At 58.1% G+C, this 24,581-nt stretch carries 29 protein-coding genes; all 29 read left to right on the forward strand.

Features of this window, described 5'->3' with window-relative positions; genetic code table 11:
- Positions 1–8: 8 nt before the first annotated feature.
- The 29 genes from cbiD (at position 9) to HMPREF1985_RS01925 (ending at position 24,575) form a co-directional block, all read left to right on the forward strand.
- Positions 9–1,139, forward strand: a complete 1,131-nt coding sequence (gene cbiD / locus HMPREF1985_RS01785) for a cobalt-precorrin-5B (C(1))-methyltransferase CbiD (protein WP_021770717.1) — start codon at positions 9–11, stop codon at positions 1,137–1,139.
- Complete coding sequence (gene cbiE, locus HMPREF1985_RS01790; RefSeq protein ID WP_040636790.1) at positions 1,100–1,768, forward strand: precorrin-6y C5,15-methyltransferase (decarboxylating) subunit CbiE; 669 nt, start codon at positions 1,100–1,102, stop codon at positions 1,766–1,768. The genes cbiD and cbiE overlap by 40 nt, the downstream gene beginning before the upstream one ends.
- A complete protein-coding gene (gene cbiT, locus HMPREF1985_RS01795; protein WP_021770719.1) occupies positions 1,768–2,355 on the forward strand; it encodes a precorrin-6Y C5,15-methyltransferase (decarboxylating) subunit CbiT in 588 nt (195 codons plus the stop codon). The genes cbiE and cbiT overlap by 1 nt, the downstream gene beginning before the upstream one ends.
- Positions 2,355–3,122, forward strand: a complete 768-nt coding sequence (gene cobM / locus HMPREF1985_RS01800) for a precorrin-4 C(11)-methyltransferase (RefSeq protein WP_021770720.1) — start codon at positions 2,355–2,357, stop codon at positions 3,120–3,122. Before cbiT ends, cobM begins: the two co-directional genes overlap by 1 nt.
- Positions 3,123–3,131: 9 nt before the next feature.
- Entirely contained in the window at positions 3,132–4,223 is a 1,092-nt protein-coding gene (locus HMPREF1985_RS01805; protein ID WP_021770721.1) for a cobalt-precorrin 5A hydrolase, read from the forward strand.
- Complete coding sequence (gene cobJ / locus HMPREF1985_RS01810; RefSeq protein WP_021770722.1) at positions 4,211–4,969, forward strand: precorrin-3B C(17)-methyltransferase; 759 nt, start codon at positions 4,211–4,213, stop codon at positions 4,967–4,969. The genes HMPREF1985_RS01805 and cobJ overlap by 13 nt, the downstream gene beginning before the upstream one ends.
- Positions 4,966–5,730, forward strand: coding sequence for a precorrin-6A reductase (cobK, locus tag HMPREF1985_RS01815; protein WP_021770723.1), 765 nt, complete (start codon positions 4,966–4,968; stop codon positions 5,728–5,730). Before cobJ ends, cobK begins: the two co-directional genes overlap by 4 nt.
- The gene (locus tag HMPREF1985_RS01820) at positions 5,730–6,365 is read left to right on the forward strand and encodes a precorrin-8X methylmutase (RefSeq protein WP_021770724.1); all 636 of its coding nucleotides are present in this window, start codon (positions 5,730–5,732) and stop codon (positions 6,363–6,365) included. The genes cobK and HMPREF1985_RS01820 overlap by 1 nt, the downstream gene beginning before the upstream one ends.
- 50 nt (positions 6,366–6,415) lie before the next feature.
- A complete protein-coding gene (locus tag HMPREF1985_RS01825) occupies positions 6,416–7,777 on the forward strand; it encodes a cobyrinate a,c-diamide synthase (RefSeq protein WP_021770725.1) in 1,362 nt (453 codons plus the stop codon).
- Positions 7,765–8,310, forward strand: a complete 546-nt coding sequence (gene cobU / locus HMPREF1985_RS01830) for a bifunctional adenosylcobinamide kinase/adenosylcobinamide-phosphate guanylyltransferase (protein ID WP_021770726.1) — start codon at positions 7,765–7,767, stop codon at positions 8,308–8,310. Before HMPREF1985_RS01825 ends, cobU begins: the two co-directional genes overlap by 13 nt.
- A 15-nt stretch (positions 8,311–8,325) precedes the next feature.
- On the forward strand, positions 8,326–9,855 hold the full coding sequence (locus HMPREF1985_RS01835; RefSeq protein WP_021770727.1) for a cobyric acid synthase: 1,530 nt from the start codon (positions 8,326–8,328) through the stop codon (positions 9,853–9,855).
- Entirely contained in the window at positions 9,849–10,805 is a 957-nt protein-coding gene (gene cbiB, locus HMPREF1985_RS01840; protein WP_021770728.1) for an adenosylcobinamide-phosphate synthase CbiB, read from the forward strand. Before HMPREF1985_RS01835 ends, cbiB begins: the two co-directional genes overlap by 7 nt.
- Before the next feature lie 149 nt (positions 10,806–10,954).
- Entirely contained in the window at positions 10,955–11,923 is a 969-nt protein-coding gene (locus HMPREF1985_RS01845) for a malate dehydrogenase (protein ID WP_021770729.1), read from the forward strand.
- A gap of 168 nt (positions 11,924–12,091) precedes the next feature.
- Positions 12,092–12,484, forward strand: coding sequence for a prepilin-type N-terminal cleavage/methylation domain-containing protein (locus HMPREF1985_RS01850; RefSeq protein WP_021770730.1), 393 nt, complete (start codon positions 12,092–12,094; stop codon positions 12,482–12,484).
- Positions 12,481–13,047 carry a prepilin peptidase gene (locus tag HMPREF1985_RS01855; RefSeq protein ID WP_021770731.1) on the forward strand — a complete coding sequence of 189 codons (567 nt, stop codon included), beginning with the start codon at positions 12,481–12,483 and terminating at the stop codon, positions 13,045–13,047. Before HMPREF1985_RS01850 ends, HMPREF1985_RS01855 begins: the two co-directional genes overlap by 4 nt.
- Positions 13,044–13,565, forward strand: a complete 522-nt coding sequence (locus tag HMPREF1985_RS01860) for a hypothetical protein (protein ID WP_021770732.1) — start codon at positions 13,044–13,046, stop codon at positions 13,563–13,565. The genes HMPREF1985_RS01855 and HMPREF1985_RS01860 overlap by 4 nt, the downstream gene beginning before the upstream one ends.
- Positions 13,546–13,944, forward strand: coding sequence for a hypothetical protein (locus HMPREF1985_RS01865; RefSeq protein WP_040636791.1), 399 nt, complete (start codon positions 13,546–13,548; stop codon positions 13,942–13,944). The genes HMPREF1985_RS01860 and HMPREF1985_RS01865 overlap by 20 nt, the downstream gene beginning before the upstream one ends.
- Positions 13,934–14,443, forward strand: a complete 510-nt coding sequence (locus HMPREF1985_RS01870) for a hypothetical protein (RefSeq protein WP_021770734.1) — start codon at positions 13,934–13,936, stop codon at positions 14,441–14,443. The genes HMPREF1985_RS01865 and HMPREF1985_RS01870 overlap by 11 nt, the downstream gene beginning before the upstream one ends.
- A complete protein-coding gene (locus HMPREF1985_RS01875; protein ID WP_021770735.1) occupies positions 14,440–14,907 on the forward strand; it encodes a hypothetical protein in 468 nt (155 codons plus the stop codon). Before HMPREF1985_RS01870 ends, HMPREF1985_RS01875 begins: the two co-directional genes overlap by 4 nt.
- Entirely contained in the window at positions 14,873–16,060 is a 1,188-nt protein-coding gene (locus HMPREF1985_RS01880; RefSeq protein WP_021770736.1) for a general secretion pathway protein GspL, read from the forward strand. Before HMPREF1985_RS01875 ends, HMPREF1985_RS01880 begins: the two co-directional genes overlap by 35 nt.
- A gap of 10 nt (positions 16,061–16,070) precedes the next feature.
- A complete protein-coding gene (locus HMPREF1985_RS01885) occupies positions 16,071–16,670 on the forward strand; it encodes a type 4a pilus biogenesis protein PilO (protein WP_021770737.1) in 600 nt (199 codons plus the stop codon).
- A 50-nt stretch (positions 16,671–16,720) separates the two neighbouring features.
- On the forward strand, positions 16,721–17,878 hold the full coding sequence (gene aroC / locus HMPREF1985_RS01890) for a chorismate synthase (RefSeq protein WP_021770738.1): 1,158 nt from the start codon (positions 16,721–16,723) through the stop codon (positions 17,876–17,878).
- A 3-nt stretch (positions 17,879–17,881) separates the two neighbouring features.
- Entirely contained in the window at positions 17,882–18,421 is a 540-nt protein-coding gene (locus tag HMPREF1985_RS01895; protein ID WP_021770739.1) for a shikimate kinase, read from the forward strand.
- The gene (gene aroB, locus HMPREF1985_RS01900; RefSeq protein ID WP_021770740.1) at positions 18,405–19,496 is read left to right on the forward strand and encodes a 3-dehydroquinate synthase; all 1,092 of its coding nucleotides are present in this window, start codon (positions 18,405–18,407) and stop codon (positions 19,494–19,496) included. Before HMPREF1985_RS01895 ends, aroB begins: the two co-directional genes overlap by 17 nt.
- 21 nt (positions 19,497–19,517) lie before the next feature.
- Positions 19,518–20,069, forward strand: coding sequence for an NUDIX domain-containing protein (locus HMPREF1985_RS01905; protein WP_040636792.1), 552 nt, complete (start codon positions 19,518–19,520; stop codon positions 20,067–20,069).
- 20 nt (positions 20,070–20,089) lie between these two features.
- Positions 20,090–20,713 carry a site-2 protease family protein gene (locus HMPREF1985_RS01910; RefSeq protein WP_021770742.1) on the forward strand — a complete coding sequence of 208 codons (624 nt, stop codon included), beginning with the start codon at positions 20,090–20,092 and terminating at the stop codon, positions 20,711–20,713.
- Positions 20,714–20,716: 3 nt separating this feature from the next.
- Positions 20,717–21,427 (forward strand): segregation and condensation protein A, encoded by a 711-nt coding sequence (locus HMPREF1985_RS01915; RefSeq protein WP_021770743.1) that lies wholly within the window; start codon positions 20,717–20,719, stop codon positions 21,425–21,427.
- Between the two features lie 2 nt (positions 21,428–21,429).
- Positions 21,430–22,038 (forward strand): SMC-Scp complex subunit ScpB, encoded by a 609-nt coding sequence (gene scpB, locus HMPREF1985_RS01920; RefSeq protein WP_051349032.1) that lies wholly within the window; start codon positions 21,430–21,432, stop codon positions 22,036–22,038.
- Between the two features lie 56 nt (positions 22,039–22,094).
- On the forward strand, positions 22,095–24,575 hold the full coding sequence (locus tag HMPREF1985_RS01925) for a DUF3656 domain-containing U32 family peptidase (protein ID WP_040636793.1): 2,481 nt from the start codon (positions 22,095–22,097) through the stop codon (positions 24,573–24,575).
- The last annotated feature ends 6 nt before the right edge of the window (positions 24,576–24,581 follow it).

Consider the following 24,581-nt stretch of genomic DNA (forward strand, 5'->3'; position numbering starts at 1 on the left):
GGAGTGCTATGGAAACGGAATCGATGCGGTCAGGCTATACGACGGGGGCGTGCGCGGCGGCAGGCGTCCGTGCGGCGCTCCTCTTCGAGTCGGGCGAACCGTGGCAGGAGGTCATGCTTCTCGCACTCGACGGGACACCGCTTCATATTCCTGTCAAGGCGGTCTGGCGAACGGCGGGGGGCATTACGGCGGAGGTCGTGAAGTTTTCAGGCGACGACCCGGACATCACGGATGGCGTTTCCGTATACACGACGATTCGCCATCTTGCTGCTGGGGATGGCATCGTGTTTCGCGCAGGTGAGGGAATCGGGCACGTGACGAAGCGGGGGCTTTCGGTTCCCGTCGGCGAGCCTGCCATCAATCCAGGACCGCGCAGGCTCATCGGCAAGGTGGTCGAGGATATGCTCGGCGCGGACGCCGCACTGGAGGTCACGATTTCGATTCCGGCAGGCGTGAAGCTCGCAAAACAAACCCTCAATCCCATCCTCGGCGTCGAAGGCGGCATTTCCGTCATCGGCACGACGGGTGTCCTGCGCCCCATGAGCGAAGAAGGGTTCAAGAACTCGCTCGTGCCGCAGATCGACGTGGCAAAGGAAGCTGGTTTTTCGACGCTCGTTTTCGTGCCCGGCAAAATTGGAGAACGCGTGGCGCTCCGCTACGGCCTTCCACGGGAGGCTATCGTCGAGACAAGCAATTTTATTGGATTTATGCTTGAGGCGGCAGAAAAGCGCGGCATTGCGCGCGTCCTCCTCTTTGGTCATATCGGCAAGCTCGCAAAAGTGGCGGCAGGCGTGTTCTACACGCATAACCGCATTGCTGACGCACGCCTTGAGACGATGGCGGCGTACGCGGCGGCAGAGGGACTTCCCGCAGGAGGCGTCAAGGAACTTCTCCATGCGAATACGACGGAAGATGCCCTGCTCGTCCTGCAGCGGGCAGGACTGCAGGCACGCGTATGTGATATCCTTGCCGCGCGCGCGAGCGCCCGTGCGGAACGATATCTCTTTGGACGCATGAAGGTCGGAACGCTCATGGTGACATTAGCGGGCGAGCGTCTCGGCATGGATGAGACGGCACGGCATATCGGGGAGGATTTTGGATGGGACGAGCAGGAAATGAAGAAGGACAAAACCATGTGATCCGCGTCGTCGGCATCGGACCGGGCAATCCCGCCTACATTGTGCCGGCGGCAGCGGCGGCGATACGGGATGCTGGCGTTCTCGTTGGCGGCAGGCGTGCGCTCGCGCAGTTTGCGCGCGATGATGGACGGAAGCAGATGGCGATCACGCGTGACATCGATGGCGTGCTTGCATTTATTCGCGAATCGCTTGATTCGGAAGACGTCGTCGTCATGGTATCGGGCGATCCCGGCTATTACTCGATGCTCGATGCGCTTAGGCGCACCTTTCCCACCGAACGCATCCGTGTCATACCAGGCATCAGCGCGATGCAGCTCGCGTTCTCGCGTATCGCGCTCCCGTGGCATGGGGCGCACCTTTTGAGTTTTCACGGACGTGTACCGGAGCGGGCGGCGTACGCTTATGAAACGGGGCGCGTTCTCGGCATGCTCACCGATGCGAAGCACACTTCGCATACGATTCCCGCACTGCTCATGGAGGCGGGATGGAAACGGGATGCGCGGCTTTATGTCTGCGCGCGTCTCTCGTATGAGGACGAGCGGATCGTGCGGACGACGCTCGGAGAGGCGGCGAAGCTGGACGAAGTCGCAAGCGGGATCTTGATCGTTACGGATGAGGAGGTGCGGTGATGGGATGGCTTGGGATCGAGGATGAAGCATTCATTCGCGGCAATGTGCCGATGACGAAGCAGGAAGTTCGCATCCTGATGCTCGCCAAAGCGCATATTGCGCCGAATGCTGTCGTCTACGACATCGGCGCGGGAACGGGCTCGCTTTCGATTGAGGCGGCGCGGCTCGCGCCGCAGGGGCATGTTTTCGCCATCGAACGAAAGACGGAGGGAATATCCTTGCTGCGTGCCAATATGGAGAAGTTCGCTGTATCGAACATCACGCCGATGCAAGCAGAGGCACCGGACGGGCTTGTCGGTCTCCCTGCGGCGGACGCCGTGCTCATCGGCGGGAGCGGCGGGAACCTCGCTGCGATCCTGGATGTCGTCACGGCGAAGCTTTCGCTGGGCGGCCGCGTCGTCGTGAGCGCAATCACGATGCAGTCGCTCATGCAGGCGATCACCTATATGCGCGCACATGCGAGGACGTATCACTACGAGGCATTTCAAGTTCAAATCAATCGTTTGGAGCAAGTCGGCCGTTACGACATGGCAAAGGCGATCAATCCGATTTACATTTTGACGGGTACGAAAGGAGAATGGGTGTAATGGTTCATATTGTAGGTGCGGGCCCCGGTGATCCGGAGCTGATCACGGTCAAGGGAAGCCGCTATCTTGCGGAGGCGGACGTTGTCATCTACGCTGGTTCTCTCGTCAATCCGGCACTCCTCTCACTCTGCAAGAAAGGCGCGGCAATTCACAATTCGGCGAAGATGACGCTGGACGAAGTGATTGCCATGATCGAGGCGGCCGAACGGAAAGGCGAGATGACCGTTCGCCTTCATACGGGCGATCCCGCGATTTACGGCGCGATACAGGAACAGATGGATGCGCTTGAAAAGCGCGGCATAGGCTACGATGTCATTCCGGGCGTCAGCTCTTTCCTTGCGACAGCAGCGGCACTCAAGCAGGAGTACACGCTCCCCGGCATCAGCCAGACGGTCATCATCACGCGAAACGAAGGGCGCACGCCCGTTCCCGACCGAGAGAGGCTCAGGAGCCTCGCCGCACATCAAGCGACGATGTGCATTTTCCTCTCGATCACGATGCTCGATACCGTCGTGCAGGAACTCATCGCGGGCGGCTACGAGGAGACGACGCCGATTGCCATCGTGCAGCGTGCCTCATGGCCGGAACAGAAGATCGTCCGCGCGACGCTTGCGACGATCAGCAAGGAAATCGAGGGGATGAACATCGACCGCACGGCGATGATCGTCGTGAGCCGATGCCTCGGCGCGGACTATGAGCTTTCTCGCCTCTACGCGCCGGAATTCTCGCATGGCTTCCGCAAGGCGAGAAAGCCGGGAAAGGAATAAGGAACGGCGATGCGAACGGCGATTTTTGCCCTGACGCCGCCTGCCGCTGCGCTCGCGAATCGTCTTGCTGCCTGCATGGATGAAGGCGCGGGGACAGCACGCTTTTTCACGGCGCACTTGAAGCCACAGGAGGAACGGCTGAATGCGGTGGACTGCCAAGATCCGATACACTATTTTGTGCGGCTTTCTGCCGCCGTGCGAGAGGCGTTTTCCCGGTATGACGCGCTCCTGTTCATTATGGCGACTGGGATCGTCGTGCGGACGATTGCGCCGCTCGTGACGAGCAAGCTGTCGGATCCCGCCATCCTCGTCTTCGACGAACGAGGAAAGCATGCGATCAGCTTGCTTTCGGGGCACGTCGGCGGGGCAAATGCGCTGACGCGCCGGCTGGCGGCGGCGATTGGCGCCGATCCCGTCATCACGACGGCAACCGATGCACAAGGGATCACTGCTCCCGATGCGCTCGCTGCAAAGCTCGGTCTGCGCCCTATGCCAAAGGCAATGATACAGGAGACAAACGGCGCGCTGCTCGCAGGTGCTTCGTTCCCTTACCAAATCGAGGAAGGGCTTTTGCATAGGGCTTTCTACCGCGCACGATTGACGGCATGCGGCATTGGGGTGCAAGATGCGAAAGGCAAATCGTCCGATGGCGCGCTGCGCGTCGTATTGGCAAACAAAGCGCACGGCGCAGCGCGGACGCTTTACCTTGTGCCGCGCCGCCTCATTGCAGGCATTGGCTGCCGGAGCGGCACGAGCAAGCACGAAATCCTTTCTGCGCTCACTGCGTCGTGCGCGCGCATCGATGTTCCGCTCTCGCGCGTTGACGCATTCGCGAGCACCGCGGCAAAAAGGGCGGAGCAAGGGCTTCTTGCGGCAGCAGAAGAATGCGGGTGCACGATTCAGTTTTACGAAAATCAGCCCATGCGGGAAATGATCGAGGCATACGGTCTCATGGAGTCCCCTTTCGTCAAGCGGACGATTGGGATCGGGAATGTCTGCGAAGCGGCGGCGCTGTGCTGTGCGGGAACACATGGCGGACGGTTTGCCCTTGGAAAGACGAAGTTTGAGAAAGTGACGGTGGCACTCTTATGGGAAAAATAACGGTCGTAGGGATTGGACCCGGCAGCCTTTTGGATATGACGCTGCGCGCAAAGGAGGCGATCGAGGCGGCGGAGACCGTCGTTGGCTATCATACCTATATTCGCCTCATCGAATCGCTCATTCGCCACGATCAGAAAGTCATTGGGACTGGCATGATGCAGGAGATCGATCGCTGCCGCATGGCAGTTGGCGAAGCAGTGGAAGGCCGTGATACGGTCGTGGTATCGAGCGGGGATTCGGGCATTTACGGCATGGCAGGACTCGTTCTGGAACTCGTCCTTCAGCGCGAGACGGGAGCACGTCCTGTATTCGGCGGCGTCATCGCGGGCGTTTCGGCGGTGAGCGCAGCGGCGTCCGTACTCGGCGCGCCGCTCATGCACGACTTTGCCGTCATCAGCCTTTCGGATCTGCTGACGCCTTGGGCGCGCATCAAGAAGCGCGTCGAAATGGCGGCGGAAGGCGATTTTGTCATCGCACTCTACAATCCGAAGAGCAAGAAGCGCGTCAGGAACATCGAGGAAGTGCGCGAGATCGTTCTGCGTCACCGTGACGGCGCGACGCCGGTTGGCATCGTGACCGATGCGGCGCGCGAGAAGGAGTGCAAGAGACTCTCGACGCTTGCGGATTTCACGAAGGAGGAAATCACGATGACGTCGCTCGTCATCATCGGCAATTCGCAGACGCGCATCAAGGAAGGCTTTATGATTACGCCACGCGGCTACGAAAATAAAGAGGCGGGGCTATGATATTCGTCGCGGCAGGAACACAGGACGGACGCGAGCTGGCGGCGGCACTCACGAGGCGTGGACATGAGGTCATTGCCTCCGTCGTGAGCCGATACGGGGAACAGCTTCTTGCCGCCTGCGGGAGCGAGAGGCTCACAGTCAATGACGAACCGCTCGACGAGGCGGGACTCGTTCGCTATATCAAGTTGCATGGGATTCGCGCCTTTGTCGACGCGAGTCATCCGTATGCCGTAAACGTTTCCAAGAATGCGATGGCGGCGTGCCATCAAACTGGCGTGCCATATATCCGATACGAGCGTGCCCTGTCTGCGCTCGGTTATGCGGATATTCACCTCGTGCACAGCTATGAGGAAGCGGCAGAAAAGGCGGCGTCTTTTGGGCAAAACGTCTTTTTGACGACGGGCAGCCGAAATCTTGCGCGATTCACGCAGGCAAAGGCCTTACATGCGTGCCAAATCACGGCACGCGTGCTGCCGACGGCGGAGGTGCTCGCACTCTGCGAGAGCCTTTCGCTCACCCCGGGGCAGATCGTCGCGCTGCAGGGACCCTTTTCGACCCGGCTCAATAGGGAGCTTTTCGAGAAGTATGAAGCCGATGTCATCGTGACGAAGAACAGCGGCGCGATCGGCGGGACGGACACGAAGATCGAGGCGGCGCGGGAGCTTTCCCTTCCCGTCGTCATGATCGATCGCCCCGTGCTCGCCTACGATACGCTCGCGCAGACATATGAAGAAGTGATACGATTCGTGGAGGAAGTCTGATGGATTTTATCAAGCAGCCAATGGAAATTGAAAACCGCAGCATGGAGATTATCGCACCGCATTTGGTGGGGCTTGGCCTCGATGAAGTGGAAACGAAAGTGTATTCGCGCATGATCCATGCGGCAGGCGACGTCGGGTACGCACCGATCATCCGCCTGTCGGACGGTGTGATCGAAAAGGCGATGGAGGCACTTCGCGGCGGTGCGGATATCTACACGGACGTCGAGATGGTGCGCACAGGAATCAACAAGCGGAAGCTTGCCTCGTTCGGCGGAGCGGCGCACTGCCTCGTTTCCGATCCGAAGATTGCGGCAGAGGCGAAGAAAGCGGGCATCACGCGTTCGATGGCGGCAATGCGCTCGTTTGGCAAGGCCCTCACGGGCAGCATCGTCGCGATCGGAAATGCGCCGACGGCACTCTTTGAAGTGCTGCGCCTTATCGAAGAGGAAGGGATCCGTCCTGCCTGTATCGTCGGCATCCCGGTCGGATTTGTCGGTGCGGCGGATTCGAAGGCAGCGCTTGCGGCAAATGGAAAAGTGCCCTTTATCACCGTCGAGGGAACGAAAGGCGGAAGCCCGATTGCAGCGGCTGCCGTCAATGCAATGATGTACCTCATCGACAACGACAGGGGATAAATTGCAGCAAATCGAAGGACTTTTATGGCAGAAAGGGATGGAGAGCGGATATGGCGCAGGCGATTCCACGCATTGTGATTGCGGCAACGCAATCGGGAGCGGGCAAGACGACGATTGTGACGGGGCTGCTTACAGCACTTCGGCAGCGCGGTATCGTCGTACAGTCCTTTAAGGTCGGACCGGACTACATCGATCCGGGCTATCATACACTTGCGAGCGGACGCGCAGGGCATAATCTTGATACGTGGCTCGTGCCGAAGGAGAAGGTGGAGGAACTCTTTGCTTACGACGCAGGCGATGCGGATATCGCGATCATCGAGGGCGTCATGGGGCTGTTTGATGGTGGCAAGGGCGGCGTGAGCTCGACGGCAGAGATCGCGAAGCTCCTCCGTGCACCGGTCGTGCTCGTGCTCGACGTCAAGTCGATGGGAGAATCGGCAGCGGCGATTGCACAGGGATTTCGCGACTACGACCCGGAGGTCAACCTTGCGGGTGTCATATTGAACCGCCTCGGATCAGAGACACATGAGAAAATGATTCGCGGAGCGATGAAAAAGGTCGGCATTCCCGTACTCGGTGCGATGCGGCGCAATGATTCGCTCCACATGCCGGAGCGCCATTTGGGACTCGTTCCCGCAGCGGAGAATGCAAAGAGCGATGCGCTTGAACTCATGGGAGCCGAGGTCGCACGGCAGCTCGACCTCGAGTCCATTCTCCGTCTTGCATGTATGGCGGATGACCTTGAGACGGAGAAAGAGCCGGTGAAGTCCTCCGCTGAGATGACGTGCCGCATCGCCGTTGCACACGATGAGGCATTTTCCTTTTACTATCCTGCGAGCTTGCGCGAACTGCAGCGGCGCGGTGCGGAGCTCGTCCCATTTCGGCCGCTTCACGACGCGCATCTGCCAAAAGCCGATGGACTCATTTTAGGCGGCGGCTTTCCCGAGATGTTCGCTGAGAAACTCGCCACCAATTATACGATGCGCGCGTCGATCCGAGAAGCAGCCACTTCCGGCATGCCGATCTACGCGGAGTGCGGCGGCTACATGTACTTAAAGGAAGAGCTGATCGATTTTTCCGGCACGTGTCATGCGATGGCAGGCGTGCTGCCCGGCACCGCGAGAATGACAGAGAATCTGCAGATGGTCGGCTACGTCGAAGCGGAGCTGCTCACCGAAACGGTTTTGGGCGAAAAAGGCTTGAAGCTGCACGGTCATGAGTTTCACTTCTCGGAGGAAACGGGGGAAGAAAAGGATCGGCCGCTTCGTTTCACAAAGCTTCGCAATGGACAGTCGTATGCGGCAGGATCGCGGGCGGGAAATGTCCTCGGCAGTTATCTGCACCTGCATTTTGCAGGCTGTCCGGAGGCGGCGGATCACTTCGTGGAGGCGTGCAGGAAATGGGCGCATTGATTCTCGTCACGGGAGGTGCGCGAAGCGGCAAGTCCTCGTTTGCAGAGCATCTTGCCGCAGCGCACGGCACATCGGTCGCTTACATCGCGACAGCGCAGGCATACGATGCGGAAATGCAGTATCGCATCGCTCTTCACCGCGCACGCCGTCCTGCCTCATGGCAGACGTACGAAGCACCGTTTCACGCGGAGCGTGCAATCCGTGAGGCGAGCGCAGCCCACGACATGCTGCTCTTCGACTGTGTTACGATGTACTTGAGCAATATACTCTGCCAAGCGACAGAAGAAGAACTCACCGAGGAAGAAGTACTTTACGGTCACACGAAGCGCGCCATTGGAGCACTTATCGAGGCGGTGCAGGAGGTCGATCTCACAGCCGTGTTCGTGACGAATGAAGTCGGTGCGGGCATCGTGCCGGAGAACCGCCTCGCCCGCCATTACCGCGACCTCGCGGGCCTCGCAAACCAGCAGCTCGCCGCTTTCGCTTCATCGGTCTACGCCGTCCTCTGCGGCATTCCGGTAAAGATCAAGTAAAAGAAAGGATCGTTCATGGCAAACGCGATTATGCTGATGGGGACGAGTTCCCATGTCGGCAAGAGCATTCTGACGACGGCACTCTGCCGCATTTTTTATCAGCAGGGTCGCCGCGTCGTGCCGTTCAAGGCGCAGAACATGGCACTCAATTCCTATGTGACGCTCGAAGGGCTGGAAATGGGACGGGCACAGGTTGCGCAGGCAGAAGCAGCAGGGCTTCGCCCCATGGTTGATATGAATCCCGTCCTGCTCAAGCCGACGGGCAACTCCCGATCACAGGTCGTCTTAGAGGGAAAGCCCATCGGCAACATGAGCGCGAAGGAGTACCATCAAGTCTACTCGCTGAAGGCGTTCGATGCCGTGAAGGCGGCGCTAAGACGCCTGGCATCAGAATACGACACGCTCGTCATTGAGGGGGCGGGAAGCCCAGCGGAAGTCAATCTCAAGGCAAACGATATCGTCAATATGCGCGTTGCAAGATATCTGAACGCGCCCGTGCTCCTCATCGCAGACATCGATCGAGGCGGTGCGCTCGCCTCTCTCGTCGGCACGCTCGAACTGCTCGATGATGAGGAACGCGCGCTTGTCAAGGGACTCGTCATCAATAAATTCCGCGGCGACATTTCGCTCCTGACACCGGCGGTCGACTTTTTGGAGAAAAAGACGGGAAAGCCCGTCCTCGGTGTCGTGCCGCATATCGAAAGCCTCGGCATCGATGAAGAGGATTCCGTCTCGCTTGAGGATAAGCAGGTGGAGAAGAAGACCGGCGATATTCGGATTGCGGTCATCGAAACGCCGAAGCTCTCGAACTTTACCGATTTCGATGCGCTCGCAGCGGAGCCGGACGTCGGGCTGTCGTACGCACGGATGCCGGACGAACTGGAAAATGCCGATCTCATCCTCCTGCCTGGCTCGAAGAATACGACGGAGGACCTGCTCTATCTGCGCGCGTCCGGCATGGAGTCAGCCATCCGGCAATGCCATGAAAAGGGCACGCCCCTCATCGGCATCTGCGGGGGCTATCAAATGCTTGGCACGTCGATCGCCGACCCACGCCATACGGAATCGGATCACGATGCAGTCGCCGCCATGGGCTACCTCCCGATGAAGACGACGTTTGCCGAGCGGAAGCGCACGACGCAGGTCACAGCAACGTGCCGTGCGCTTCCGTTTCTCGGGACGTGTCTTTCAGCAGCGAATATGCCGGGCTATGAGATCCACATGGGGGAGACTGTTTTTACGGAAGCGGTGCAGCATCCCTTCTCCCTTGTCGAGACGACGGGAAAGGTGCGCACGGAAGACGGTGCCGCGCGCGCGGACGGACTCGTGTTCGGCACGTACGTCCACGGGCTGTTTGATCACGACGGATTCCGGCGTGATCTGCTGAATGCGCTTCGCGCGAAAAAAGGGCTTGCACCGCTTGCGATTCAGCGCAGCGTGCGCTGTGAGAAAGAACGCGCCTATGATCGCCTCGCGCAGATCGTGCGCAGCAGCCTTGACATGAAGAAGCTCGCCGCAATCATGGGGGAGGAAGACCGATGCTGACGGCAATCCTCGCGTTTTTCGTCGACTCCGTGATTGGCGATCCCCATACGAAATTCCATCCCGTCGCCCTCATGGGCAGGCTCATCGCATTTCTGGAGCGCCTCTTGTATCGCGAAAACGACTCGGACGGCAGGAAGTTCACGGTGGGAGCGGTTCTTGTCCTGCTCGTCCTCTTCATCAGCTATATGGTCGCGGCATCGATCCTGAGCCTTTCGTATCGGATCCCGACGGTGTGGGGCTCGATCCTCGTTGGTGCAGGCATGCTCTCGTTTACGATTTCGCCGAAGAGCCTTGCGCAGGCCGGACGCGGCATATACGCGCTGCTGATCGCAGGAAAACTGGCGGAGGCGCGCGAGAAGGTCGGCTGGATCGTCGGACGAGACACGAAGGATTTGGATGCGGCAGGGATTTCGCGCGCGACGATCGAGACGATTGCGGAGAACACGAGCGACGGCATCATCGCGCCGCTCTTTTTCTTCGCGATCGGCGGCGTCCCGCTTGCCGTGCTCTACCGCGCGGCAAACACAATGGATTCCATGATCGGCTACAAAAACGACAGATACCGCTGCTTTGGCTGCGCCGCCGCGCATCTTGACGATGTGCTCAACCTCATTCCAGCACGCATGACGGGGCTGCTCTTCGTCCTGTCCGCATGGATCCTAGGCTTTGATTATCGCCATGCCTTTCGCATCATGGGGCGCGATGCGGCGAAGCATCCGAGCCCGAATGGCGGCTATGCGGAGGCGCCCGTCGCGGGCGCACTGCACATCCGTCTCGGCGGGGTCAACTCGTACTTCGGGAAAAAGACGTTTCGCGCCTACATGGGCGATGCCATCGAGAAAATTGCGCCGAGGCATATCATGGAGGCGACGCGCATGATGTACACGGCGACGGTTCTATTTCTTATTTTTGCCTATATTATTTTAAAAGCGGTGCCGATTGGGCAATAAAAAGGATTGCATTTTGCATACGCCTTTGTTATAATTTACACGTAGTGAATCATAAGTTCCATTCATACTTTATGATTCCTGGCAAGGTGGCATTCCGAAGTCGTCTTTGCATAGCAAGGCGGGTTCAAGTTTCAAGGAGGCTATTTATCATGAAGGTAACAGTAGTTGGTGCAGGCAATGTTGGTGCAACAGTCGCAAACGTCCTTGCTACGAAGGCATTCTGCAGCGAGATCGTCCTCGTCGATATCAAGGACGGCGTTCCGCAAGGCAAGGCAATGGATATCATGCAGACGGCGCATCTGCTGAACTTCGACACGACGGTAACGGCTGTCACGGCAGAGCCGGGGGATCCGAACGGCTATGCGCCGACGGCGGGTTCGGAAGTGGTCGTCATCACGTCCGGCATGCCGCGCAAGCCAGGCATGAGCCGTGAGGATCTCATCGGCGTCAATGCGAAGATCGTCAAGAGCGTCGTTGACCAGGCACTCAAGTTCTCGCCGAATGCTTACTTTATCATCATCTCCAACCCGATGGACGCTATGACGTTCCTGACGCTCAAGGACACAAAGCTTCCGCGCAATCGCGTTCTTGGACAGGGCGGCGCACTTGACAGCAGCCGTTTCCGTTATTTCCTTGCTAATGCGCTCACGAAGGCTGGCTATCCTGCTACGCCGACGGATGTTGACGGCATGGTCATCGGCGGCCACAGCGACAAGACGATGGTTCCGCTCGTCAGCCGTGCTACGCTTCGCGGCATTCCCGTGACGTCGTTGCTCTCGAAGGAGCAGATCGACGATGTCGTCGCAAATACGAAGGTCGGCGGTGCTACGCTGACGAAGCTCCTCGGCACGTCCGCTTGGATGGCTCCAGGTGCTGCGGCAGCTTCCATGGTCGAGGCAATCGCGCTCGACGCAAAGAAACTCATCCCGTGCTGCGTCTACCTCGAAGGCGAGTATGATGAGAAGGATCTCTGCATCGGCGTTCCATGCATCCTCGGTAAGAATGGTCTTGAGAAGATCGTTGAGATCCAGCTCGAAGGCGACGAAAAGGCGAAGTTCCAAGAGAGTGTCGGAGCGGCTCGTGCGACGAACGCAAAGCTCGGCGATGCACTGAAGTAAGCGCAAGGTTCGTCTGCCCATAGAAAAGAAATAAAATCTCTCCTTTTGCAGCTTCTGCTGCAAAAGGAGAGATTTTATTTTATGCGCATTCCAAAAAGGTTTTCTCATGTTTTTGTAGAATTCAAATCCTGTAGAATTGTTTGTACGAGATGCAAAGGAGGTTGGCTTATGGTTGCGAAATACGATCGAGAGGCTGGTTTTACGCTCCTTTCGATGCTCATTGTCGTTGCGATCATTGGAATTATCGCGACGATTGCCGTGCCAAAATTCAATTCGGTTTTGGCATCCGCAAATACGGCAAAGATACAAGCAGATCTCAGCGCGATTGATTCGGCGATTGCGGTCTACGAAATCGATCATGGGCACGCGCCAGCCTCGTTTGAGAGCCTTGATGCATACATCGATACGGCGAATACGAAGCCGCCGAAGGGCAGGTATAATCTGCGGCAGGGGACGGCGCCGCAGGAACTCGCGGAAGGGGAGACGTATTCGATTCGGAAGGTCGACGCGCGGACGCGGGCAGTTTGTGCGGGGCATACGGCAGAGGAGTTTGGCAAATGATGGGGCGAGACGGGCTTGCCGCTCCGAAAAAGTCCGATATCTTGTTCGTGATTTGCATATGGCTTGCGCTTGCCTTTGGAAATGCCATGCATGCCGTAACGGAAGTGCGCGTAGTTTCGGGGATTTGCTTCTCGTTCGGACTTGTCGTCATGGCCTTTACCGATATCCGTTGGGGCTTGCTGTTTGATAAGCTCAATATCCTTTTCTTTGTGGCAGGCATGGTTTTCCTCTACATGGAAGGGCTTTCGTTTCCCATGCACCTTGCGGGATGCGGACTTGGAGGGCTTTTCCTATACGGGCTTCGGCTCATGTCGCACGGCGGGTTGGGGCTTGGCGATGTGAAGTATGGCATGGTGCTCGGCTTTTGGCTCGGCCCGCTTTTGTTTTATGCTTCGGTGCTCATCGCGTTCGTATTGGGCGGACTGTTTGCTGCCGTGCTCATCGCGCGGCGACAGATCCACTGGAAGGCTCATCTTCCCTTTGGCCCGTTCTTATCGATAGGCGCCTACATCGGCTTTCTGTGCCGAGCGGAAATCCTCACATGGTATTGGGCGCTTCTATGAGATGCCGCAGATGGGAAGACGGATTCCTCGCAGTCGAATGGATTCTCGGGATCTGTGTGATCGCAGTCGCTTCTGTCATCATTTTTCCGCATGCCGCTTCGCTCATTGCGAAATGGGAGGTCGACTATGAGGCAAATGCGCTTTTGCGCGACATACGGCATGTGCAGATGCTCACGCGAACGACGCAGGACATGCTCGTAGGAGACGATATCGATAAGGTGCAGGCCGTGCCGGAGATTCAGCTTTTCCCGTATGGCTATCGGATTGACGGCGACTATCGCGTACCGAGCGAACTGCATCGCTTCCTGCCGCATATCCGAATTGCACTCGTTCCTTTGCGAAAGGAAGTCGGTGATTTGCGGGTGATCCGGTATGCAAGAAACGGCTATCTTGAAACGGTTCCGCTTAGAATCTATTTTATGATTGAAGGGGAAAAGCGAATCTATAAGCAGATTGTCCTGCATAAGAGCGGGCGCAGCAGGATGGGGGAAGTGAGCGATGCGGATGCGAAGCGATGAGGCGGGATTTTTTCTGCAGGAGACGATCCTGCTCGGTGCGCTTCTGCTGTTCATGGCAGGTGCGTTTCTTGCCTATGCAAAGATGGTGCATGTGGAAGCACAGGATGCGTGCCGCATGCAGGCAATCTTTTTGGCGCGGGAGGAACTCGCGTGCCTTGCGGAGCGAGCGGATGTGGGAGCGCTTCATGCAGGAGAATGGGGATGGCTTGGCGAGAGAGATCAGCTCGTCACCGAGCAGGGGCAGTTCTCCGTATCGGCACGCGTTTTTCCGCTCGAAATCGCAGGAGCTTATCGTGCTGCCGTTTCAGCTGCTTGGCAAAATGCCAGTGGGGCAGGGAGCCTTTCCTTGGAACGCGAGGTGTATCGCCATGCACGATAGGGAAGGCGGATTTATCCTGCTCGACTTTCTTATCTCGATGCCCATGTTGGTCTTGCTCATCGGTACAGTCGGCGTTCTGTCGATCTTCGTAGCGCGAATGGCGTCTTCCCTTTATGCGGATATGGAGTTGCGGCAGGAAGTCCAAAGCGCATTTGTCCGCGTCATAGGCGATGCTTCGGAAGCGTACAGCGTGCAGCGCTCGGTGACGGGAGGAGGCGTTTCGTTTCGGAAGCGATCCCTTGGGAGAGGTGACAGCCAAACGACATACTTTGTTTCGGAGAAGGATCGGGCAACGAAACTCGTCTATGGAAACGCGCGTGAGCCGCTCACGGGAGATTCGTATCTCGCGGGCGTCACGATTACGGAGTTTTCATGGCGGGAGGTTGCGCCGTTCCTGCAGGAGTTTCGTCTGACGGGAAAGAGCCGCATGACGGGACACAGCTACACGCTTTCGACGCGCGTTTACGGATTGCGGCAGGAAGGCAGGGGATCGCCATGAGAAGAAATGGGGAGCGGGGGTTCGCTTCGGCTTGGGCGCTGTGCCTTCTTTTTTTTGTTTTGTTGATGGGCATGAGCCTCGCTGCCATCTGCTATGGCGTACAGAGCACGACGCTTGAATACGAGCGCGAGACGAGACTTGAGCTCATGGCGGAAAGCCGATTGGAAGCATTTGCCGCAGCTATGGAGCGCGATACGGCGGGCGGCGATGCGATTGTCGGTAAGGAGCAGCAAGAACGGACGGATCAGCGCAAGATTTTTGCAGCGGCAATCCCAATTGAGACGCGCATTGCCGTGCGGCGGCAAGGCCCGTGCCTTTACTGTGTCGCCGTCGCACGGGAGACGGATGCCGCAGGCAAAGAGCGAAAAGATGACAAGTGGAAACGGCGCAAGGCAGTACGCGGCATATTGGAGCGAAAGGAGACGGGCTATGTTTGGATGGGAAAGGCTTTTTCGCTCCGATAGCGCGGAAGTTATTGGCATTGCCTGCCGAGAGGCAGAGCTATGTTACATCCGGCTGAGCGCGCGATCGGATTCGCTTCGCATCGAGTCTCTTGGAAAAGAACCCTGCACGGTACATGAGGTGGCCGACATCGCGGAGCAGGTACGCGTCCACTTAGCGAAGCGAGGGCTTGAGCACCTTCCGATCGCGGTGGGGCTTGCGGGGGAAGACGCATTCCTCTATCCGCTCGATTTGCCGCAGGGCATGGCAGGGACGGAGTGCATGGAAGCCGCGGCATGGGAGATGGACGCATGGCTCAGCGAACGCGGCTACGATGCGGAATCCTTTCGGATCGAACCGCGCGTGGAAGAACCAGACAGCGCATGCACCGTGGCTGCCGTGCAGAAGAAGCGGCTGGAAGCGTGGGCGAAGGCGTGTGAAGCGGCAGCCTTGTCGCTATGCAGCATTTCGGTTCTCGCGCCGGAGGGAAGGGGGATCGCGGCATCTTCGGACGGACTTCGCGTCGGCGAGGACGTGGTCGTCCTTGCGCACGATGCCGATGCAAAATCCGCCGCGTGCATGGGAACGGCACTGGCTGCAGCTCTCGCGGCTGTCGGAGCGGGAAGCGCACTTGCCATTCGCGTATGGGGAGAGGCGATTTCGCGTTCCGCCTGGCGCGTCGGGCGCATCTCGCGCCTTATAGTCGGGGTTACGCTTACGCTCTTGCTCGGCATAGCGGCTGTCGATGGATGGCAGCTCTATGAGGCAAAGCAGGAAGCAGCGGCGCAGGAAGCGCAGCTTGCCGCTGTCGCACATGACCGAAAAGCGATGCAGCTTTTAACCGAAAAGCAAAACAGCCTGCAGCGAAAAGATGCCATGCTCGCTGACCTCACGGATCGCTCATTCCCATGGTACAGCGTGCTGGTCCATCTTGGAACACCAGCGATGTGCTTGGACGGTGTCTGGCTTGATGGCATGGTGCTGCGCGATGAACGAACGCTCGAACTTCAGGGCAATGCGGTAAGCTACGATGCGCTTTCCGCGTACGTCATGGCGTTTGAACGCGATCTCGACTTCTTTCCCAATGGGGCGGTCCTGACGGAGTCTGGTGTGACGGACAGAAAGAACAAGGCGGCGCAGGATATCATTCATTTCCGGTTGACGTTGAAGCTATGAGGTGATCGCTATGGAGCGAAAGACATGGTTCCCTGCGCTTTCCGGTGCGAGCGTTCTTTACGTGACGGCAGGCATCTGCGCCCTTTTCGGTGTGCTCTTTTTCCTGCTTGTCCACCTTCCGCTGCGCGAAGCGACCTACCATGCGAGGACGGATGCGGAAGAAGCAAAGGCGGAATACATACGGGTTGCCAATTTCAGGAATGCGCATCTCGATATGGCATCTTACGAAAAGACGCTTTCGGATCATGAGGCACAAGGCGAAAAGGCTCTGCCGTCTGAGCTTGAGGAGGGCGCTTTTTTGCGCACGCTGCATCGCGCCGCAATCGAAAGCAACATTACGCTCAGACAGGTGACACCGAAGGAAATCAAAACGGAGGATGGGATTCGTGCGCTTCCCGTTGAGGTTACATTTCACTGCGATTATTTTACACTTCTGGATTTTTTGCAGTCGCTGCAGGGAACCGATCGCTTCATCTGTGTGAAGGAAATGAAGCTTTCAAAGAAAGACAGCGGGCTCGACTGCGAAGTGCAGCTCGTTATCTACGCCATGGAAGGGGATGCGCCACAGGAAGATGAAGGGGATACAGGGTTGATTTATCCGCATGAATAGCATAAACTAAGGGATAAGTCTATCAATCGAATGCAATGGAGTAGGATCGTATGAGTGAATTGCGTTTTATGACGGCGGGGGAATCGCATGGACCTTGCCTGACGGCGATCATCGAAGGGCTTCCGGCGGGGCTTTCCTTGAATGCGGACGCGATCAACCGTGATCTCGCGCGCCGTCAGCAGGGATATGGACGCGGCGGTCGCATGAAGATCGAGACGGACAAAGCAGACGTACTTTCGGGCGTACGCTTCAACGAGACACTGGGCGGTCCCATCGCACTTCGCGTCGTCAATCGTGACTTTGCCAATTGGGGGGCGCGCATGGCGGCATTTGGCGCGCAGACCGGACCGATGGTCACGGCGGCGCGCCCCGGCCACGCGGATTTTACGGGTGCCTGCAAGTATGCACGCAAGGACGTGCGGGATATCTTGGAGCGTTCGAGCGCGCGGGAGACGACGATGCGCGTCGCAGTCGGCGCGATCTGCAAGGAATTTTTGCATGTGCTCGGCATGGAAGTCGTCTCGCACGTCGTGACGGTCGGCGGCGTATCGGTTGATGCGGCGAAGATCGACCGGGCGGCAATCGGCACGGAGACGTGCTCGGAGCTCAACTGCTACGACCGCGATGCCGAAGTGAGGATGAAACAGAAGATCGATGAGGCAAAGAAGGCAGGCGATACGCTTGGCGGCGTCTTTGAAGTCATCGTGCGCGGGGTTCCCGCAGGCCTCGGCAGCCATATCCAGTGGGACAGACGCCTCGATGGGAAACTAGCGGGCGCACTCATGTCGATCCAGGCAATCAAGGGCGTCGAAATCGGCGCGGGATTTGCGTGCGGTTTTTTGCCGGGCAGTGCGGTCCACGATGAGATGTTCCTGAAGGACGGCATGGTCTATCGCAAGACGAATCGTGCAGGAGGCTTCGAGGGCGGCATGACGAACGGGGAGGAGATCGTCGTTCGCGCGGCGATGAAGCCGATTCCGACGCTCATGACGCCGCTTCATTCCGTCGATGTCGCCTCGCACGAAGAGGTGCTCGCCAGCAGGGAGCGCAGCGATACGTGCGCTGTTCCTGCCGCTTCAGTCGTCGGTGAAGCGATGACGGCATTCGTCATCGCACAGGCGATTTGCGAGAAGTTCGGCGCCGATGCGATGGTCGACCTAAGGAAGGCGATCCATTTCTACAAGGCACGGATCGAAAGGGATTGGTAAGCGATGCGAAATGTGGTGCTCATCGGCTTCATGGGGACGGGCAAGACGACTACGGGAACAGCACTCGCGAAGACGATCGGATTTTCGTTTCATGATTTGGATGAAGCTGTCGAGACGGAATCCGGCATGACAATTCCGCAGATCTTTGCCGAAAAGGGCGAGCCATACTTCCGCGCCTGCGAAAAGCAGATGGTCAAAAAGGCGGCTGCGATGGATCGTGCCGTCATCGCGACGGGCGGCGGGACGGTCAAAGATGAGGAAAATGTCCGGGCACTTCGCGAGACGGGCATTATCGTCGCGCTCACGGCAAACGTCAATACGATTCTGCAGCGGACGGGAACCAAGGGCGTGCGCCCTATCCTCGATGGCGAAGATGGAGGGAATCGAAAAAAAGCCATTGAAAAATTGCTCTTCGAGCGGCGCGGCCTCTACGCGCAGGCGGACTTTTCCGTCGATACGAGTGACCGTTCGGCGCAGGAAGTGGCAGATGCCATCATCGAAACATTAAAAACACGAGGTGAATACGATGTCGGAATGGCGTAGGGTACACGTTGATCTCGGCACGCATAGCTACGATATCCATATCGGTCATGGGATCGAGGCGGAGCTGGAAGCGTTCGCGGAGACGGCAGGCCTTTCGAGAAAAGCACTCCTCATCACGGATACGAATGTCGGCCCGCTTTACGGGGCACATGTCCGCTCCGTTCTTGAATCGGCAGGCCTGGACGCGTCTTACGTGGAGATCAAGGCGGGCGAGAGCGCGAAGTGCCTCGCGGTGGCAGAAACGCTCTACACGAAAGCGATAGAGGCTGGGCTGGATCGAAAGTCGCCGATCTTTGCACTAGGCGGCGGGGTCGTCGGCGATCTCGCGGGATTTATCGCTGCGACGTACATGCGCGGTGTCCCCTTTGTGCAGATTCCGACGAGCCTCCTCGCACAGGTCGATTCGAGTGTCGGCGGCAAGGTCGCCGTCAATCACGTGCTCGGCAAGAATCTCATCGGTTCATTTTACCAGCCGAAGGCGGTCTTCATGGATCTCGCCATGTTGAAGACGCTGCCGCAACGCGAGATATACACGGGGCTTGGCGAGATCGTCAAGTACGGCATCATTTGTGATGCGGCATTTTTCGGATATCTCGAATCGAATCAAAAAGACGTGCTGGCATTGGCGCCGGAAGCGGCGACGCATATCATCGCGCGCTCCTGCGAGATCAAGGCGGATGTCGTTGCAAAGGACGAGTGTGAATCCGGGCTTCGCCGCATTTTGAACTTCGGTCATACGATCGCGCACGCCATTGAAAAGGAGACAGGCTACACGCGCTACAATCACGGAGAAGCCGTTGCGATCGGCATGATCGGCGCGGCGCATATCAGTCGTGATATGGGACTCGTCCCTATGGAAGAAGTTTCCCGCATGCGTGCGCTCATCGAGGCACTGCACCTGCCGACGAAGGCAGAAGGCTGCACGGTTGACGCGCTGTACGCGGATATTTTTCATGATAAGAAGACGGTAAACGGCAAGGTCGCATGGATCCTTATGGAAGGCATCGGCCGCGTCGCCTGCCGGAATGATGTGCCAGAACATACAGTGCGAGCTGCTATGCAGGCTTGCCTTTGATGGATGGACAGGAGGATAAGAATGCGTTTTGATTCCGATTTGATTGAGACAAAGATCCGTAGTGAGGATATCTTTGATGGCACGCTTTTGCACGTCAGGCGCGATACGGTAAAGCTGCCGAACGGCGCGACGGCGGCGCGCGAATGGATCAAGCATCCGGGCGCGTCGGCTGTCATTCCGATCCTGCCTGACGGGCGCATCGTCCTCGTCCGACAGTACCGCTATCCGATTGGCGCGATTACGCTTGAGGTGCCCGCGGGAAAACTCGATTCGGCCGATGAGGATCCGCTGGTCTGCGCGACACGTGAGCTGTCAGAGGAGACAGGCTACACGGCAGGCAAGATCCGAAAGATCACGACGATCGCGACGACGGTCGGCTTTTCCAACGAAGTCATTCATCTTTACGCGGCAGAGGAGCTGAAAGCGGGGAAGCAGCACACGGATTCGGATGAATTCATCCATGTTTCCCTCGTGCCGCTTGAAGAGGCTGTCGCGATGACACAGGACGGGCGCATCGTCGATGCGAAATCGATCATCTCCATTCTGATGCTCATGCGCATGCGCCAAAAGTGAATCCCATCTAGGAGGAATCTATGTCAGGCTATATCCTAAACCTCATCGCCGGCATCCCTGGACTCATCATCGCGATGGTCATCCACGAGTACGCGCATGCCCGCACAGCCGATGCGCTTGGTGACTTTACGCCGCGCATGATGGGGCGTATTACGCTGAACCCAAGGGCGCACGTGGATCCAATCGGTCTCATCATGCTGTTTCTCGTGCGATTCGGCTGGGCGAAGCCCGTCATGATCAATCCGAACAACTTCAAGAATCCGAGACGTGACGATATTCTCGTCTCGTTGGCAGGTCCGGCGGCAAATCTCGTTTTGGCATTTTTGGCACTATCGCTCTTCGTACTGCTGGGCAGGATGGGAGAGATGACGTCGCCGGGCGTTTACCTCGTGCTGAAGCTCATCGTTGTTTACAATATCAACTTCGCGATCTTCAATATGATTCCGCTGCCGCCGCTCGACGGCTCGCATATCCTTCGACAGATCCTTCCACCGAAGTACGGCTATCGCTTTGCGGCACTTGAGCGCTACAGTTTCTTGATCCTGATCATACTCGTTATGACGCCGGTGCTCAGCCTCATTTTCATCCCACTTCAAAATCTCGTTTGGGGCATTTTCCTGACAATTCTCTCACCGCTCATGTAAGAAATGGCAGACTATACGGTACGGATTCCCGTCTTTGAAGGACCAATGGATCTCTTGATGCACCTCATTGAGCGGGATAAGATTGACATCTACGACATTCCGATAGCGGATCTTACGCGGCAGTACCTTCTTTACCTCGATCAGATGCGCGAGTTCAACATGGAGGTCACGAGCGCGTTTCTCGTTATGGCGGCGACGCTCCTTCAGATCAAATCGCGCATGATGCTGCCGAAGCCGGAGAAGGAAAAAGCGGAAGGCGACCCGCGGCTCGAGCTTGTCATGCGCATTCTGGAATATCGGAAGTTCAAGCAGGTCAGTGCAGTGCTTGGGGATATGGCGGAGATGGAAGGACGCTTTGTTGCGCGCGCGCCAATGCCGCTTCCCGTTCATCACCTGCCGCCCGGCAATATGAGCCTGCAGCAGCTTGTCGACGCATTTCGAACGGTACTCGCGGTCAAAAAGGAGCTTCGCATCCCCAAGGCGCTCGTCGCGCCCGAAGCGTACAGCGTGCAGGACAAGATGGAAGAAATCCTGTCGCTTCTCATGCGCCACGATGGTACGATCCGCTTTCTGGAGGCGTTTCAGAGCAGCACGCGCAGTGCGCTCATCACGACGTTTTTGGCGCTTTTGGAGCTTATCAAGCGCAAGGCGGTACGCGCAAGGCAAGCGGGTCATTTTGCGGAGCTCATCATTTCGGTGCGAAAGGAGAAGTGACGGTGGATTTCGAGCAGATACCCGATACGGGGGCAATCGAGGCCGTCCTCTTTGCGGCGGGAAAGCCTGTTTCCGTTGCCGAGCTGTCGCATATTCTCGAACGGGAACCGATCGATATCAAAAATCTTTTGACGCGCCTGCAGCAGGAACTCGATGTGCGCGGCAGTGGCATCACGCTCAAGTGGGGCGAAGGAGGCTGCCAGCTCATGACGCGGCAGGAACTCTACCCCATCGTGGAGCGGCTCAGCCAAGTTGTCGATCGCAGGCTTTCCGCGCCTGTGATGGAGACGCTTTCGATCATCGCGTTCAAGCAGCCGATCACGAAACAGGAAATCGAGCACGTGCGCGGCGTGCGCATCGAACGTGCGCTCGCGAAGCTCTTGGAGCTCGAGCTCATCGCCGAGGTCGGACGCAAACAGGTGCTCGGCCGCCCCATTTTGTACGGCACGACCGATGTCTTTCTCCGCTGCTTTGGGATTCGGTCGTTGGAAGAGCTTCCTGCACTGCCGAGCACGGAAGAGGCGGCGGACGGGCTCGATGCGGAGCAGCTGGAACTTTTGAACGAGTTTGCGGACCGCGATGCGACGGGGGAGCCGGACGGAAACGCATAAGGATGCAGCATGGGTGTTTGCCCGTGCTGCTTTTTGGACGAATGGGAGAGAGTGGCTTGGTAGAGTTACTGGCACCGGCGGGAAGCCGTGAGGCGTTTATCGCCGCTGTGGAGAGCGGCGCGAACGCCGTGTATTTGGCAGGGAATAAGTTCGGCGCACGCGCCTATGCGAGCAACTTCGATGAGGATGGGCTAAGGGAGACGGTTCGCGAGGCGCATATTCGCCACGTGCGAATCCATGTGGCGGTCAATACGATCCTAGAGGACGGCGAGCTTGCAGAGCTCGCAGCCTATCTGCAGTTCCTCGATTCGCTGGATGTCGATGCCGTACTCGTACAGGACCTCGGCGTCGCGCGCGTCGCGCGTGAAATCGTGCCGCATTTGCCGCTTCACGCGAGCACGCAGATGACGGTGCACAGTCTCGAAGGGGTGCAGGCGCTCGCGCGTCTCGGTTTTTCTCGCGTCGTGCTCGCGCGGGAACTCTCGATCAAAGAGATCCGCCATATCTGCGCAAATACGGATGTTGAAATCGAGATTTTCATGCATGGCGCACTCTGTGTCTGCTATTCCGGCCAATGTCTCATGAGCAGCATGATCGGCGGACGCAGCGGCAATCGCGGCCGCTGCGCGCAGCCGTGCCGCCTGCCCTACACGCTCGTAGACGAGCATGGGAAAGACGTGCTCGGCGATGGAGCAGGCGACTTCCTGCTGTCCCCACGCGATCTTAATACGATTGATGTCCTGCCCGAACTCATTGATGCGGGCGTGGCATCGCTCAAAATCGAAGGGCGCATGAAACGTCCTGAGTACGTTGCGACGGTCGTCAGCACTTACCGCAAGGCGCTTGATGCATACGAGGCGGGAAAGGCGTATCGCGCCGATGGAAAAGCGCATGATAGGCTCGCACAGGTTTTCAACCGCGATTTTACAACGGCGTACCTTGTATCGCGTCCCGGCAAGGCGATGATGAGTGACAGGCGGCCGAACAACCGCGGGCTTCTCGTCGGGCGCGTTACCGCCTACGACAGGGCAAGCTGCCTCGTCTCAGTGAAGCTGGCAAAACCGCTTTTCGTGGGCGACCAAGTTGACTTTTGGGTCAAGGTCGGCGGGCGCGTTGCGGTGACGGTCACGAAACTCACGGGAACTCGCGGGGAAACACTTGCGGAAGGCATGGCAGGCGACGTGGTCACCTTTGAAATCCCCTCTGCTGTGCGCGAGCATGACCGCGTGTTCAAAGTCTACGACGCGAAACTCATGGCGGAGGCGAAACAGCGCTATGCGTCCGGATCGCCGATCCGCCGCGTCGCAGTCGACTGCGAAGTGAGCGCACGGCTCGGCGAACCCCTCACGATTCGCATGGTTGATGCGGATGGCAATGTGGGCGAGGGCAGGACGGCTTTCATCGCCGAGGCAGCGCGCAAGCGGCCGCTCACGGAGGAAACGGTGCGCAGGCAGGTCGAGCGGCTCGGCACGACGATCTTTTCGCTCCGCTCGTTTTCCTGTACGCTCGGCGAAGCTGTCATGGTGCCGATGAGCGAGATCAACGAGGCACGACGAAGAGCCGTAGCCGCACTTGAGGCGGCGCGGATTGCACGGATGAAGCCGGCAGAAGGGCACTACAGCGAGAGCGTGCCCCATGCGCGGCGCAAGCCCGAAAACCCGCCGCACTTCATGGTCGCCGTCGCGACGCTCGATGCGGCAAAGGCCGCTTTGGACGCAGGGGCGGACGGCATCCTCTTTGGCGGCGAGTCGTATTCGCATCACGTCATCACGGAAGAGGCCTACCGCAGCGCTTGGAAATTCGCGCAGGAGCATGGCGCGCGCATCGATTTCAACACGCCGCGCATCGTACGCGACTGTCATCAAAAGGCACTTGAAAACCTCCTGCATGCCTTTGCGGCATTCCCTCCTGCGGCGATCCACGTACACAATATCGGGACGCTGTCACTTGTACGCCGCATGACAGACATGCCGATTCATGCAGATTACAGCCTCATCAGCTACAATCAGAAAACACTTCAGTTCTTAAAAGAGTACGGGGCAGCGGAGGCGACACTTTCACCGGAACTGACGCTTGTGCAGATCGGGGAGCTTGCCGACAAGTCGCCGATTCCGCTTACCGCCATCGTACATGGACGGCTTGAGCTCATGGTGTCCGAGTACTGCGTGACGGGAAGCTTCCTCGGCGGCGCAGGAAATCGTGCGTGCAGCCAGCCGTGTACGAGAGGGCGCTACGCGCTGAAAGATCGGAAGGACATGCTCTTTCCGCTTGCGATGGATCAGTTCTGCCACATGCATATACTGAACAGCAAATGCCTTTCGATGCTTCCTTTTGTGCGGAAACTTCGCCATCTCGGCATCCGCACGCTTCGCATTGAGGGCAAGGCGCTTTCCGAGGCGGAGATCACGCGCCTCGTGCGCGCGTATCGTCATGCGGAAAGGCTGCCTGAGGAGCTCGATGCAACGCAGCTCGCATGGGTGCATGAGCAGGAAGGCAAGGACATCACGCGCGGCCATTATTTCCGCGGCGTGCTGTAGGACGTA

This window comes from Mitsuokella sp. oral taxon 131 str. W9106, from assembly GCF_000469545.1.
Taxonomy (GTDB): domain Bacteria; phylum Bacillota; class Negativicutes; order Selenomonadales; family Selenomonadaceae; genus AWVT01.